The following is a 13,158-nucleotide window of genomic DNA, read 5'->3' on the forward strand; positions in this document are numbered from 1 at the left end:
CTGGGTCTGTTCTCGCTGATTCGCGCCAAGATGGACCCGGTGTCGTCGGACCCCGCCGGTCTCTCGACGGGCGACGCGGGCCGAGTGTGGTTCAACACCACGACCAGCAAGTTCATGTACTGGAATGGCACGGCGGCGATCGACGCCCTGGCCCGGGCGAACCACTCCGGCTCCCAGCTAGCCACGACGATCTCGGACCTCGCGGCCACGGTGAAGGCGTACCGCCTCGACGAGTTCGCTGCGCCCACCTCTCCGGTGAGCCTGGGTGGTCAGCGGATCACCAACCAGGCCGACCCGACCGGTGCGCAGGACAGCGCAACGAAGAACTACGTCGACACCGCGCTCGCGGGCCTCGCCTCCGGGCAGGTACTCAAGGGCGCTGTGCGCGTCGCCGCCACGACGAACGTCAACATCGCGTCCGCACCGTCTTCCGTCGACGGCGTGACGCTGGCGGCCTCCGACGTCGTCCTGCTGACCGGGCAGAGCACGGGTTCGCAGAACGGCCCCTACGTCTTCACCTCGGCGGGCGCCGCGCTGACCCGGGCCACCAACTGGGACAGCTCCCCGGAGGCGGTCCTGGGCTCGTACTGGATCGTGCGTGAGGGCACGAACGCCGACACGTTCGCGCTGCTGACCAACGACAGCGCGATCACGCTGGGCACGACTGCCCTGACGTTCGTGTTCCGTGGTCTGGCCGGGTCGACCTACACCGCCGGGAACGGACTGACGCTGACCGGCAACGACTTCAACGTCGGCGCGGGCAACGGCATCTCGGTGGCTGCGGACTCCGTGGCGGTGGACCCCGCCGTCGTCGGCCGGAAGATCACGGGCCTGATCCCGGCTTCGTCGTCGGGCATCTTCTCGATCTCGGGGGCCGTGGTGACTGTGAACCACGGCCTCAACAACGCCTGCCCGGCCGTCGTCGTGCGGTACGGCGCCACGCCGTTGCTGTCGGGATCCGAGGGCCAGCTGGTCGAGGTCGACAACCAGGCATCGGACGCCAACAACATCGTGATCATGTTGCCGTCAGCTCCGGCCACAGGCAACTACAAGATCACTATCGTCGGGTGATCGCCGGTGCCTCCCCTCGCACGTCGGTTCACGACACCTGTTGAGTTGCCTGCAGACCCTTCCGTCGCATTGCACGCTGCCACTAAGCAGTATGTCGACGGTCTCGATGCTCTTGGTGAGAAGGTATCTCGCAAAGGAGCAGCTTCTGGGTACGCATCGCTCGACTCAGTTTCCAAGGTGCCGTCTTCACAGATGCCGTTTGTGGAGAATCCTGTTCGCACCGGCACTGTGTCGGCGAGCCTGACATCTGACGCTGCCGCCACGACCGGCAATATGGTCGATCTGACCATCACCGGAAACGTAACGGTGAATCCACCCATCAACCCGACCAATCACCAGCAGATGCGCTATCACATGCTGGCGTCAGGCGCTGATCGAACGGTGACATTCGGGACCGGTTTCATTCCTCTCACCGGCGCACCTATGGCCTATGCAGTTCCCAACGGCCAGATTCTGGTCGCCGTGATCGAGTACCAGGTGCTGGGCAGCAGCGGCTACTGGGTGATCGTTAAGTCGGGCGTCACCGGAGCCCCCGACGATGGCCAGTACAGCGGCAGCCGCGCAGGGACCCAGCCTGTTGCCGCCGGATGGAACACCCGCGTCACGGTGAGTTTCAACCTCGACGCAACAACAACCGGGCTCGTTACGAAGGCAACAAGCGGAGCAGGTCACGCGTTTACTCTACTTCGAGCTGGAATCTGGTCAGTCACTTTCACGGCGTTCTGGGCAACGTCAACTACGGGGATGAAGTCTTGCCATATCGCTACGGCAAGCACGTTTGAAGCGCCGCAGACTGCTAACGCTGCAGCTACTACAGCTGCCGTAAGCATGACAGCGAGCCTCACCAGGCGATTCTCGTCTGGTGAAGTCCTGACTCCGCAGGTGTCCTCGGTCAGCGCCGACTCCATTGCTTCGGGTACCCGAATCAACATCTGCTACCTCGGCGCATAGCCGACCGAAGGTTGCTATAAAAGTTGGCTCAGAAGGGGTCGATATGCCGGAGCAGGAGAACAACATCGCAGTCGAGGAGACCGAGGAGAGCGTCGAGCCGGGCGAGGAGTCTGAGGGCTCCGAGGAAGACTTCACTCCCCCGTCCAGGGACGAGTGGACCAGGCTGGCGAACGCCGCCAAGGTCCGCAAGAAGGAGCGGGACGACGCCCGCCGCGAGCTGGCCTCGCTGAAGAAGAAGGACGTCGAGGAAGAGAAGCCCGACGAGGCAGCGAAGTGGCGAGAGACCGCAGCGCGTGCGTCCGCAGCCACCGCCCTGCAGGGTGCCGGGTTCTCCGGGTCGGCGAAGCAGGCACGTCGCCTGACCCGGTTGCTCGACCTGGCCGCCACCGAGCCGGACGACATGGGCGATTTTGACTTCGAGGACGAGATCGAGGAGTTGAAGTCCGAGTTCCCGCAGTTGTTCTCGGAGAAGAAGCCGTCCGCTGCCAGCACTCGCCGTCCGACCACCGCTGATCGTGGCGGGAATTCGGATGGGCCGTCTCGCGATATGACCACCGAGCGCATGCTCAAGATGGCCGGGTACCGGTAACCGCATCTGGTGTGACGAAGACTGACGAGGACCGCGCGTGATGCGCTGCCTCGTTCGTCCGGGTGAGAGCGTGATGCCTCCCCCGACATATGAATAGCTCGACCTCTCGTGATGAGGGTCGACGGTAGTGCATTTCCGTTAACCCTCATCATTCGAGAGGAAGTGTTCCCGTGGCACGGGAGACATTCGAGAACTGGACGCCGGTCGAGACCGGCTCTGAGGCTCTCCAGGCACTTGTTCAGACCTCCGCCGTTGAGCAGGTTGCTCGCCCCGAGGTCATGAACTCCGACACCAAGCAGGTTCCTCGCACAGGCGACTTCGCCATCGCGGCTGTTGCTAAGGGCGCTGCCTACGGTGAGACCGCTGGCACCAACGACTACGTCGAGCTGATCGCCCGTAAGGCCGGTGGAGTTGCCCGCATCGCCGAGGAGGATCTGCTCGACAGCTCGGTCGACATCCTCGCCACCAAGCGTGCTGATGCGGCTCGCGGCCTGGCGAAGTTCTTCGACAACGCCACGCTGGCGACCACCGGCGCGGCCAACGGCACGACGATTCTCTACACGTCGGTGTACAAGGCACTGCGCACGACTAACTCGGCAGCCGGCTACACCGCTGACGAGAACTACATCGCCTCGGCGGGCGCGGTTACCTACGCGAAGCTCTCCGGGCTGCTTGCCAAGTACGAGCAGTCGGAGTGGGCGGACCCGGGCAACTCGGTCGTCATCGCCTCCTACGCGTTCCTCGCGTCGCTTCGTGACGTCGTGGACTCGCAGGGTCGGCCGATCTTCTACGGCGGCTCGGGCGATGTCCCCTCGCAGCTGTTCGGCCACCCGGTCGTCTGGAGCCACGGTGCGCGCACCTCGGCCACCAACACCCAGTCGCCGTCCGGCAACCCGGTCATGGTCATCGCGAACCGCAACCTCCTGATCAAGGGAATGGCGCGGTTGTCCCCGGAGATCGTGACCCCGAACCCCGGCTTCGCCCTGCAGCGCGCTAGCAACGGCCAGGGCTTCCTGACCGACGAGGCCCTGATGAAGGCGGCCATGCGTCGCGGGTTCGCCGTCGGCCACGAGAAGGGCATGGCCCTGATGGAGATCACGGCCGGGGCCTGACTCCTCCCCGAGATGTTGGTCCGGGTGAGGCGCTGACCCCCGTCTTGCCCGGACCAGCTTCGACGATGACATTGAAGGGAAAGATCATGGCCGAGAAGAACGTGCAGTTCGTCGACGCTCCCACAGCTCGCCCGGCAACGAAGCCTGTTGCTGGGGCTGACAGCCCTCCTGCGGGCCCCACGGTGGGCCCTGCGGTTCACGCCCCTGCCTCCGTCGCACAGCTCGATACGCACGCCGAGATCGCCGCTCGTTCCGCCGACACCGAGGAGCCGGGCAACCGGTTCGTGAAGGTGTTTGTCATTTCCGGTCGCGACTTCCACGTCGACGGTCCGCTGGACGGCATGCACCGGGCGAACCAGGTGGCGACGCTGCAGGAGGCCCTGAATCGGGGCATGCACCCGCAGGGTGGCGCGCGGTTCGACGGCGACGAGGAGACCGCTGACGGGTCGGTTCGACTGACCTACTCGGTTGATGTCGTCCTGGCGTACCAGGACGAGGAGCCGGCAGGCACTTACACGCCTCGAGTAGCCGTGAACGAGATGGGCGGCTCGACGATTCAGGACGCCCAGGCGAACTAAAGACCGTGTGGCCCGGGTGCTGTCGCTCCCCCGTGCCCGGGCCACACCTCCACGGGAGAGTGCGATGACTTGCTGGGCAACGACCTCCGAGGTCGCGGACATCACGGGCGTGTCCGTGACGTCGCTGCAGCTCGCCCAGGCGTCCGGCGTCGTCACCCTCTACTGCGGTCGCACCGCCGACTCCGCCGAGCGCATGAGCAGGCGGGACCTGTACTGGCTGAAGCAGGCCACCGCGTGGCAGGCCACGTGGCAGGCCGGGCAGGTGAGCTTCGAGGAGCGCTCCTCGGTTGCGTCGCTCGATCAGGACGGAATCAAGGCGACCTTCAGCCGCGAGTGGCAGATGGTGCTCGCCCCCCTGGCCGCCCGGGCTCTCAAGAACTTGAGCTGGAAGCGCACTCGGGTCGTCAACCAGCGCCCGCGCCGGGCTTACCGAAACTTCCTGCTGGAGTCCTCTGATCCCTACGACGAGTGGTCGGCATGAGCTGGTTCATCCCCACCACGACGGTGACGCTCAAGCGCGGTGAGACCACCGACGAGTTCGGCGACGCAGTCGACGGCAACACGGTCGTTGCGTCCGGCCTCCCGTGTGCGGTTACGCAGTCACGCGGACTCGGTGATCAGCGCAGCTTCGTCCCGTCAGAGGCACGCGGCGGTGTTGTCGAGACCTTCACGCTGCGGTTCCGACCGAATGTTCATGTAGAGGAACAGGACCGCGTGCTCGACGAGCGGCAGGGCCTCGTCTACCAGGTCATCAGCGTCTACAACCCGCAGAGCGTGGTTGGAGCGGCTGATGTCCGAGTCACAGCAATCCGAGTAGGCGCTGTCTCACGGCCCGTAAACGGCTGACAGTTCCTCCCCTACCTGCCGACGTTGAGAAGGCTGGAGCATGAGCGAGTTCAAGATCTCCCCGGATGCGTCGGGCATGGCGCGCTTCCAGGTCGAGGTCAACCGCGCGGTCGGACGGCTTGTCGAGGACATTGCCGACGACGCACGCGCTCTTGCTCCGGTCGATTCCGGTGCGCTGGTCACGTCCATCCGGGCGGACCAGTCGACGGGTCAGGTCTCCGTCGGGACGGACCACTGGCAGTACGTCGAGTACGGCACCAAGAACATGCGCGCGCAGCCGTTCATGCGCCCAGCGCTGTTCCGCACCCGGGCGGTGCGCTGATGGCTCACCTGCCCAACACCGACGTCGTCACGGTGGCTTGGCTCAAGACACTGTCTTCCTTGCCGCCTCTGGCTATCGCCACCTCTCTCCCGGGAGATGTCGCTTCCTGGGCCAACACAGGCTTCGTACAGGCCATGTCCGTGGGCGGGACTCCGGGCGTCCACGTGCCGCTGCAGAGCCCGATCGTGCAGATCGACTGCTGGGCTGCAACACCCAACTCGCAGAAGGCGCCGTGGGGAAAGGCCGGTGCGTTGGCCGAGGCCGTCTACCTCGCGGCAGTCGAGTTCGATCGGCGCTTCGAGCCGGTACTCCCGGGGGACTTTGAGACCGCGCGCATCTTGTCGGTCTATCCGATCTCGGAGCCTCGCAAGATGACCGGCGATGAGGCTGGGTTCGCTCGCTACACGCTGGAGATCGCCCTCGCTTGGACGGTGGTCCGGTGAAGCGCTACGGCCTGCTCGGCAATCGCAGCCGTGACTTCCTGACGTACGGCGGCCGGGTGCTCACGCATCACAACGCTGCCGAGTTGGAGTTCCTCGTCCCCGTCGGGGCGCAGGTTTGCGAGCTCCCCCGGGACATCCCGAACGAGCAGACGCTGCCGATCGCGCAGCACCCGTCGATGGCCGCAGTCCGCTGGCCGCTGAACAGGAGTGAGTTCCGATGAGCACGCACAAGATTCGCACCACTATGCAGCCGGCCAACGAGATCACGGTCTCGGACGCGGAGCTTCTCGACCTGGAGCGCCAGGGCCTGGTTCTTAAGTCCCAGGCGACGACGGTTGAGGGCGTCCAGCGCGCCGCCCTGAAGCAGGTCGAGGCCGCACAGGTCGCCAAGAACAGCTGACCGTCCGGTCACTGACGAACACCCAAGAGCCCCGGAGGCCGCCATGAGAAGAGAGATCAATGGCTGTCTCCGCAACCAATCTGACTCAGGGGCCGGGCACGCTCTACCACGGTGCTGTCGGCGCTGTTGAGCCGCTCGACACCGCGATCGGCGACGCCCCGGACGACGCCGTCTGGACCGATGTGGGCGGTACCCGCGACGGCATCAGCCTCACCATTGCTCAGGAGTACTCCGAGCTGGAGGTCGACCAGATCGTCGACGTCCCGGGCCGTCGATTGACCAAGCGCGACATGAGCCTGGTTACCAACCTCGCCGAGCCGACGCTCGACAACCTCGCTCTCACGCTGAACGCAGGCCTCGTTACCTCTGGCTCGGGCTTTAAGTCCTACGAGCCTTCCGCCGACACCTCGGCCACGCAGCCCAACTACTGCGCCCTCCTCATGGACGGATTCGCCGCCGGTGGCCTCCGTCGCCGGGTGATTGTCCGCAAGGGGCTCTCCACGAACAACGTGGAGTTCGCCTACAAGAAGGACGAGCAGACCGTTTTCTCGGTGACCTTCTCTGCGCACTACGTCTCACCTTCGGTTAAGCCATTCAAGATCGTCGACGAGGCTGCCTGATTCAGACTGCACGGAACCCAGGGGTCAACAAATGATTGAGTTCAAGTCCGAGGATGTCAGCGCTGACGAGGTCGAGATGGCAGACCTTTTCAGCATCGACGGAGTCGTGTACCAGATTCCCGCAAAGCCCAAGGCCAATCTCGGCCTGCAGCTCCTGACCCTTCGTCGTGATCACGGCGATGAGGTCGGCGGCCTGATGCTGATCGAGAAGATGCTCGGCCGCGAGGCATACGACGCTCTGGCGAACTTCGAGGGCCTGACCAACGACATGTTGAAGCAGGTCATCGAGGAGTCGCAGCGCCTCGTCCTCGGGTCCCTTGAGGACGCGGCGGGAAATTCTGGCAGCGGCTCGCAGAAGTCGGCTGGGTGATCGACAACCTGGCGGATCTGGAGAGCGACTTCTCCGTATTCCACCGGGTTGACGACATCTACAGCTTGGACGGGCCGCGCTTTTTTCAGTGGGCTTATCGGATTACCGCTTATGAGGGGATGGTGAAGATGCGCTGGATGGCCGAGGACCAGAAGCGGAGTCAGCAGCCGGATCAGACACCAGCTCCTCAGGCACCGGCAAAGAAGAAGGAGTCGGTGAAGCAGCAGCCGTTCGGCGGGCTACTGCTCGGCAATCCGGAGCTGTTCGAGGTAACGAAGGTGAAGGGCTAAGTCGTGGCTTTCACCATCGCTACCGGTGTCCTCAAGGTCACCGCCGACACCACCAAGGCCGTATCCGCTCTCGCCGCACTCGGAGGCGCTGCCGGGCTGGCCGGAGGCGCGCTCGCCGCGCTGCCCGCTCTGGGTGCCGCTGCGGGCGGCATCGGCGGTGTCCTGGCCGGATCCTTCCGGGGCGTCGGCGAGGCGTTGAAGGGCTACACAGCCGATCAGAAGGCGGCCACGTCGGCGTCGACGAAGTCGGCTGCCCAGGAGGCGGCGAACGCACGGCAGATCCGCGACGCCAAGCGGGCGATCTCGGATGCCAACAAGAACGCCGCCCAGGTCGCGCAGGAGTCGACGGCCAAGATCAACGCGGCGGTGCAGGACCAGGTCTCGACGGCTCGGCGCGGTGCTGAGGCCATCTCCCGAGCCCAGGAGAACCAGGCAGAGGTCGCCCGCAACGGTGCCGACGCCATCGCGTCCGCGTCTGCCCGGGTGGAGGACGCCCTCCGCAGCGAGGCGCGCGCCCAGGAGAACCTGACAGATGCCCGTGAAGACGCGGCGCGCGCCCTCGATGACCTGCGGGAGAAGGTCGACGACTTCGGGCTGAGCCAAGAGGGCGCCGCGATCCGGGTCATCGAGGCCGAGCAGGAGCTGGCGGCGGTCAACGCCGACGCCACCGCCACCGCGCTGGATCGGCGCAAGGCGGCCTACGACCTCGCCGTCGCGCAGGAGCGGGTCTCGGACCTGACTCGCGAGCAGGCCGAAGCGCAGGGCGAGCTGACCGAGGCGGAAGCCAAGGGTGTCGATGGCGCCGACAACGTCCGGTCCGCCCAGGAAAAGCTCGCAGACGCCCACCGTGGCACCGAGTCGGCCCAGGCCAACCTCGCCAAGACCCAGCGTGAAGCAGCGCAGGCCAACGTCGACGCCGCCAAGAAGGTGTCCGAGGCTCAGCGCTCCGCTGCGGAGGCGAACGCCGAGGCGGCGGCCAAGGTCGCCGAGACCCGCCAGGCTGCCGCACAGGCCGAGTCGGAGGCCGCACAGGGCGTAGCGGACGCCCTGCAGAACCTCGCCGATGTCCAGGCGTCCCAGGCCGAGTCGATGGCTGCCGCCACCGGCGCCGCCTCGGCCTACGCCACGGCGATGGCGGACCTGTCCCCGCCCGCCCGGGCCTTGGTCGAGCAGCTCAACTCGATGCGCCCGCTGGTGCGCGAGCTCTCCGACACCTCGGCCGCCGCGTTCCTGCCGGGCCTGACGCAGATGCTCAAGGACTCCGAGGGCCTGTTCCCGATCTTCAACGGGTTCCTGCAGCAGAGCGGCGAGATCATGGGTCAGACGGCCCGTGACTTCGGTGCGCTGTTCAAGTCAGACGAGTTCAAGGCCAACATGCAGGCCACCCTGACGAACAGCCTGCCGCTGATCCAGGCGTTCGGCGATGGTCTGCTGTTGCTCACCGACCGCTGGAATGCACTCGGTGCGGCATCAGGGCCGGCAATCGCTGGACTGTCCTCCGGGCTCGACTCTGTCTTCGCCGGGCTCGGTGGTCTGTTCGACAACCTGACGCCCGGCATGGACGCCTTCGGGGTCATCCTCGATACGACCCTGGGCGCCGTCGGTTCTCTGCTGCCGATGCTCGGGACTCTGATCTCGGTCCTGGCGAACGCGCTCGCGCCCGCCTTCGCCATCCTCATGCCGCTGATCACCGAGATCATCGGCGGCCTCGTAACCGGGCTGACGCCGATCCTGCAGGCCCTGGGACCGATCGTCACGATCCTGGCGAACGTCATCGCCACGGTTTTGCGCGCAGCGCTGGTCGCCCTGCAGCCCATCTTCGTCGCACTCGCCGATGTGTTGGTCGAGCTGACACCGGTGATCCGGCAGATGGCAACGCAGTTCGGGGACCTTCTGGTGGCGGCGCTCAACGCGGTCGCCCCGCTGCTCCCCATCATCGTCAGCGCCCTGGGCGACATCCTCGCCGCTGTCATCCCGGTCGCGACGGTCTTCCTGAAGTTCGCGACCCAGCTGATCGAGGAGCTGGCGCCGTTCCTGCCTCAGCTCCTCAACCTGTTCGTGCAGCTCATCAACAAGGCGTTGCTTCCGCTGCTGCCGCCCCTGATGCGGCTCATCGAGATCGCTCTGCCTCCGCTGATCGACCTGCTGACGTTCCTCATGCCGATCATCGTCGCGGTCGGTCAGCACCTCGTGGACGACATCGCCTGGGTCGTGAACACGATCATCATCCCGGTCCTCAACAAGCTCGGCGATGGGCTGCGCTCTCTGGTCGACGGGTTCAACAGGACCCGCAATGACATCAACGCGGCATGGTCGTTCGTCGGAGATCGGATCCGGGCGGTCCGGGAGTCCGTCATCGACCCGGCCCTCAATGCGGTGAAGGCCGCTGCCCAGTTCGTGGCCGACAAGTTCGTAGTGGTCCGGGACGCGATCAGCGCGGCGTGGATGTTCGCTGGGGACCGGATCCGTCAGGTCGTCGACTCGATCGTCGGCCCGATCTTCGGTGGACTCCGCAGCGCTACCGACGCAGTTGGCCGGGCGTTCGAGAGCGTCTCGCAGTGGATCGCGCGGTCGTGGGCCTCGATCCAGGAGGCCGCTCGACGTCCTGTGCAGTGGGTCGTCGACGTCGTCTACAACAACGGCATTCGCCGGGTGTGGAACGGCATCGCGCAGACGTTCGGCATGGCCCAGCTCGGCGAGGTCCGCTTCGCGGGCGGAGGCGTTCTGCCCGGATACAGCCCGGGACGCGACACGATCCCGGCGATGCTCTCCCCCGGCGAGGGCGTCCTGACTCCTGAGGCCGTCCGCATGGTCGGAGCGGGCAACGTGCTGGCTCTAAACAAGGCGGCCTCCGGACGCCGTGCTGGATCGACGCCGAGCGGTGCAACAGGGCGGCAGCACTTCGCCGACGGCGGCATCGCCGGGTTCTTCGGCAACCTGCTGTCCGGACCGGTCGACGCGGTCAAGAGCCTATTCGCGGGCGTCACCGGTGATGCCGACAAGACGCCGGGCCAGGGCATGTGGCGCGACGCGCTCGTCAAGCTGCCCGGCAAGGTCATCGACGCTGTCATCGCGAAGGCCAAGACCTTTGTCACCGACATGCTCTCGTTCGGCGGTGGAGGCGACGGCGGCTCCGGCGTACAGCGCTGGGCCGGGGTCACGTCGCAGGCGCTGGGAATCATGGGCCAGAACCCGGGCCTGGTGCCAACCGTGCTGCGACGGATGAATCAGGAGTCCGGCGGCAACCCGACGGTCGTCAACCGCTGGGACAGCAACTGGATCAAGGGCACCCCGTCGGTGGGCCTGATGCAGGTGATCGGCCCGACGTACCGGGCCAACCGCCATCCCTCGTTCGACACGGGTCCTTACTCCTACGGCACCTCGGTCAACCCGCTGTCCAACATCCTCGCCTCGATGCGCTACGCCCTCGGGCGCTACGGCTCGCTGCCTTCGGCCTACAACCGCCCTGGCGGCTACGACGCGGGTGGCTGGCTCCCGACGGGCCAGTCCTCGGTGTTCAACGGCACACGGCGTCCTGAGGCCGTTCTGACCAACGAGCAGTGGAGCACCGCCCGTGCGGCGATCCAGAGCCAGGCCGCTCGCCCGACCGACCGCGAGCTGCATGTCCACGTCACGCAGGTGTCCGGGTCCCCTGCCGAGACAGGCCGGTTCGTTGCACTCGCATTGAGGAGCGTCGGCTGATGTCGATTCTGGACGAGCAGTTCAGCTACCGGGGGCTCGTGTTCGGCGAGGGCTGTGACGTCATGGTCAACAGCTGGGAGGGCCTGGAGGGCTTCGAAGCGCGGACCGCTGACTCCGAGCAGCCCCGTGGTGATGGCGGGATCCGTGGCCTCGACTACATGGCCTCGCGCCTCGTGTCCTTCGAGCTGTCCATCATCGAGAAGATTGACTTCGACGGCTCCATCTACGAGGAGCTGTGGCGCAAGGTGCGTTCGGCTTTCCAGATCTCCCGGGCGGACGACTTCGAGCTGGCCTTCAAGCGGCCGGGCATGCCGGAGCGCATGATCCGGTGCCGCCCGATCCAGCTCATGCGGTCCGAGAAGTACCTGAGTTTTAACAGGTACGGGTTCCCGCCGGTCGTTCTGCGAGCAGTGGATCCTCGGATCTACTCGACCGAGATCAAGAGCGCTAACGCAACCGTCTACACGGTCGTTAGCGGCGGAGTCGAGCTCCCCGCCGAACTGCCCACCGAGTTCGGTGCTGGTTCACAGACCGAGCTGGTGGTGCAGAACGACGGGGAGGCCAACGCATTCCCGCTGCTGCGCTTCTACGGACCCGTCTCAGGAACCGTCACCGGCGTCAAGCTGACGAATAGCACTACCGGTCAGGTCTTTGAAGTGAGCGCAACGATCAGCTCCGGACAGATCCTCACCGCCGACATGGAAGCAGCCGTCACAGGCGCGGACCAGCTTGTGGTCTCCCTCGACGGCAGCTCGCGCTACGGCGATTGGGAGTTGCCTCGGGCTCCGTTCTTCCTCGCTCCGGGCTCCAACAACCTGCGCTTCGAGGTCACCGGGACGTCGACGAATGCGATCTGCAACGTGACCTGGCGAGACACTTGGGACGGATGAGCTAATGCCAACCACTACTTACGTGAGTCCGGCGGTCTCGGTCAACGCGATCGGTTCCCGCACAACTGACGCCGGCGTAGCAACTACTGACTACACGGCCGAAGAAGTTCGCTTCATGTCAGCGACGTACGGCGAGGGGTATCTGACCCCGACGACGGCGTTCCGCGTGACCGCTCAGTCGTCCCCAGATATGACGGTGAAGGTTGGATCGGGGACCTCGAAGGCCGACTACTACGTCGTCGCCGGAGAGGCTGCTGGCCAGGGCAACTACGTCGTTCGTCTCGACGTCGCGTCCCAGAACGTGACAATCGCTGCGGCAGATGCTTCGCAGGCCCGGGTGGATGAGATCTACCTGGTCGTCCGCGACAGCGTGTACGACGCTTCAGCCCGGGCGCTCCCGCAGATTGGGTACCGACGAGGCGATGTAGGTGGAGCCAGCCCCGGTCCTGACAGCGCCTGGAAGGCGTCCGCACTGCTCGCTCGTGTTGCGGTCGCTGCTGCAACCACCTCTATCACAAGCGCGAACATCACTGACCTCCGCGCCAAGGGCGGTCCGGGCGCAGTTGGTGGCGCCGCCAATCCCGTCGACCTCATCGACGGCCCAACTGTGGCAACTGACGCGTACATTGGATCATATTTTCGTCTGGCTGCATCGGGCAATCGAACTCTAATGGCGCCGACAAACCCTACAGATGGTCAGTCAATTACCTGGGAGATCTTTGCTTCCGGTGCGGCCCGAACTGTCAGTCTCGCAGTAGGTGCTCCGGGCGCGTTCATGCTTGGCTCGGACATCACATCAATTTCGCAGACGGCATCGGGCAAGCGGGACCTTCTCCGAGCCATCTACAACGCGCCGTTGCAGCGGTGGCTTGTAGTCGCTTACGCGAAGGGGTTCTGAGTCGTGGCTTTTCCCGAAGTTCAGGCACGCAGCTCGGGCACAGCTGCGGCGTCGAACTCCCGTGGCGTGACACTTC

At 65.5% G+C, this 13,158-nt stretch carries 17 protein-coding genes; all 17 read left to right on the forward strand.

Annotation, left to right across the window (positions count from 1 at the left end):
- Positions 1 to 39: 39 nt before the first annotated feature.
- The 17 genes from H6H00_RS26720 (at position 40) to H6H00_RS26800 (ending at position 13,082) form a co-directional block, all read left to right on the forward strand.
- Positions 40 to 1,071, forward strand: coding sequence for a hypothetical protein (locus H6H00_RS26720; RefSeq protein WP_185718412.1), 1,032 nt, complete (start codon positions 40 to 42; stop codon positions 1,069 to 1,071).
- A 6-nt stretch (positions 1,072 to 1,077) separates the two neighbouring features.
- Positions 1,078 to 2,022: a hypothetical protein gene (locus H6H00_RS26725; protein WP_185718413.1), complete on the forward strand. Its 945-nt coding sequence runs from the start codon at positions 1,078 to 1,080 to the stop codon at positions 2,020 to 2,022.
- A 43-nt stretch (positions 2,023 to 2,065) separates the two neighbouring features.
- Complete coding sequence (locus H6H00_RS26730) at positions 2,066 to 2,611, forward strand: hypothetical protein (RefSeq protein WP_185718414.1); 546 nt, start codon at positions 2,066 to 2,068, stop codon at positions 2,609 to 2,611.
- Between the two features lie 170 nt (positions 2,612 to 2,781).
- Positions 2,782 to 3,723 (forward strand): phage major capsid protein, encoded by a 942-nt coding sequence (locus tag H6H00_RS26735; protein WP_185718415.1) that lies wholly within the window; start codon positions 2,782 to 2,784, stop codon positions 3,721 to 3,723.
- Positions 3,724 to 3,809: 86 nt separating this feature from the next.
- Positions 3,810 to 4,301 carry a hypothetical protein gene (locus tag H6H00_RS26740; protein WP_185718416.1) on the forward strand — a complete coding sequence of 164 codons (492 nt, stop codon included), beginning with the start codon at positions 3,810 to 3,812 and terminating at the stop codon, positions 4,299 to 4,301.
- A 115-nt stretch (positions 4,302 to 4,416) separates the two neighbouring features.
- Positions 4,417 to 4,782: a hypothetical protein gene (locus tag H6H00_RS26745; RefSeq protein WP_185718417.1), complete on the forward strand. Its 366-nt coding sequence runs from the start codon at positions 4,417 to 4,419 to the stop codon at positions 4,780 to 4,782.
- The gene (locus H6H00_RS26750; RefSeq protein WP_185718418.1) at positions 4,779 to 5,147 is read left to right on the forward strand and encodes a hypothetical protein; all 369 of its coding nucleotides are present in this window, start codon (positions 4,779 to 4,781) and stop codon (positions 5,145 to 5,147) included. The genes H6H00_RS26745 and H6H00_RS26750 overlap by 4 nt, the downstream gene beginning before the upstream one ends.
- Before the next feature lie 40 nt (positions 5,148 to 5,187).
- Positions 5,188 to 5,469, forward strand: a complete 282-nt coding sequence (locus tag H6H00_RS26755; protein WP_185718419.1) for an HK97-gp10 family putative phage morphogenesis protein — start codon at positions 5,188 to 5,190, stop codon at positions 5,467 to 5,469.
- Entirely contained in the window at positions 5,469 to 5,912 is a 444-nt protein-coding gene (locus tag H6H00_RS26760; protein WP_185718420.1) for a hypothetical protein, read from the forward strand. The genes H6H00_RS26755 and H6H00_RS26760 overlap by 1 nt, the downstream gene beginning before the upstream one ends.
- Positions 5,909 to 6,133, forward strand: coding sequence for a hypothetical protein (locus tag H6H00_RS26765; protein WP_185718421.1), 225 nt, complete (start codon positions 5,909 to 5,911; stop codon positions 6,131 to 6,133). Before H6H00_RS26760 ends, H6H00_RS26765 begins: the two co-directional genes overlap by 4 nt.
- Entirely contained in the window at positions 6,130 to 6,312 is a 183-nt protein-coding gene (locus H6H00_RS26770; RefSeq protein WP_185718422.1) for a hypothetical protein, read from the forward strand. The genes H6H00_RS26765 and H6H00_RS26770 overlap by 4 nt, the downstream gene beginning before the upstream one ends.
- A 59-nt stretch (positions 6,313 to 6,371) precedes the next feature.
- Complete coding sequence (locus tag H6H00_RS26775) at positions 6,372 to 6,932, forward strand: phage tail tube protein (RefSeq protein WP_185718423.1); 561 nt, start codon at positions 6,372 to 6,374, stop codon at positions 6,930 to 6,932.
- 31 nt (positions 6,933 to 6,963) lie between these two features.
- Positions 6,964 to 7,302, forward strand: a complete 339-nt coding sequence (locus tag H6H00_RS26780) for a hypothetical protein (RefSeq protein WP_185718424.1) — start codon at positions 6,964 to 6,966, stop codon at positions 7,300 to 7,302.
- Positions 7,299 to 7,592, forward strand: coding sequence for a hypothetical protein (locus H6H00_RS26785; RefSeq protein ID WP_185718425.1), 294 nt, complete (start codon positions 7,299 to 7,301; stop codon positions 7,590 to 7,592). The genes H6H00_RS26780 and H6H00_RS26785 overlap by 4 nt, the downstream gene beginning before the upstream one ends.
- A 3-nt stretch (positions 7,593 to 7,595) precedes the next feature.
- Positions 7,596 to 11,294 (forward strand): hypothetical protein, encoded by a 3,699-nt coding sequence (locus H6H00_RS26790; protein WP_185718426.1) that lies wholly within the window; start codon positions 7,596 to 7,598, stop codon positions 11,292 to 11,294.
- Complete coding sequence (locus H6H00_RS26795; RefSeq protein ID WP_185718427.1) at positions 11,294 to 12,184, forward strand: phage distal tail protein; 891 nt, start codon at positions 11,294 to 11,296, stop codon at positions 12,182 to 12,184. The genes H6H00_RS26790 and H6H00_RS26795 overlap by 1 nt, the downstream gene beginning before the upstream one ends.
- Positions 12,185 to 12,299: 115 nt before the next feature.
- Entirely contained in the window at positions 12,300 to 13,082 is a 783-nt protein-coding gene (locus tag H6H00_RS26800; protein WP_185718428.1) for a hypothetical protein, read from the forward strand.
- Positions 13,083 to 13,158: the final 76 nt, after the last annotated feature.

The sequence above is a fragment of the Pseudonocardia petroleophila genome (assembly GCF_014235185.1).
GTDB classification, from domain to species: domain Bacteria; phylum Actinomycetota; class Actinomycetes; order Mycobacteriales; family Pseudonocardiaceae; genus Pseudonocardia; species Pseudonocardia petroleophila.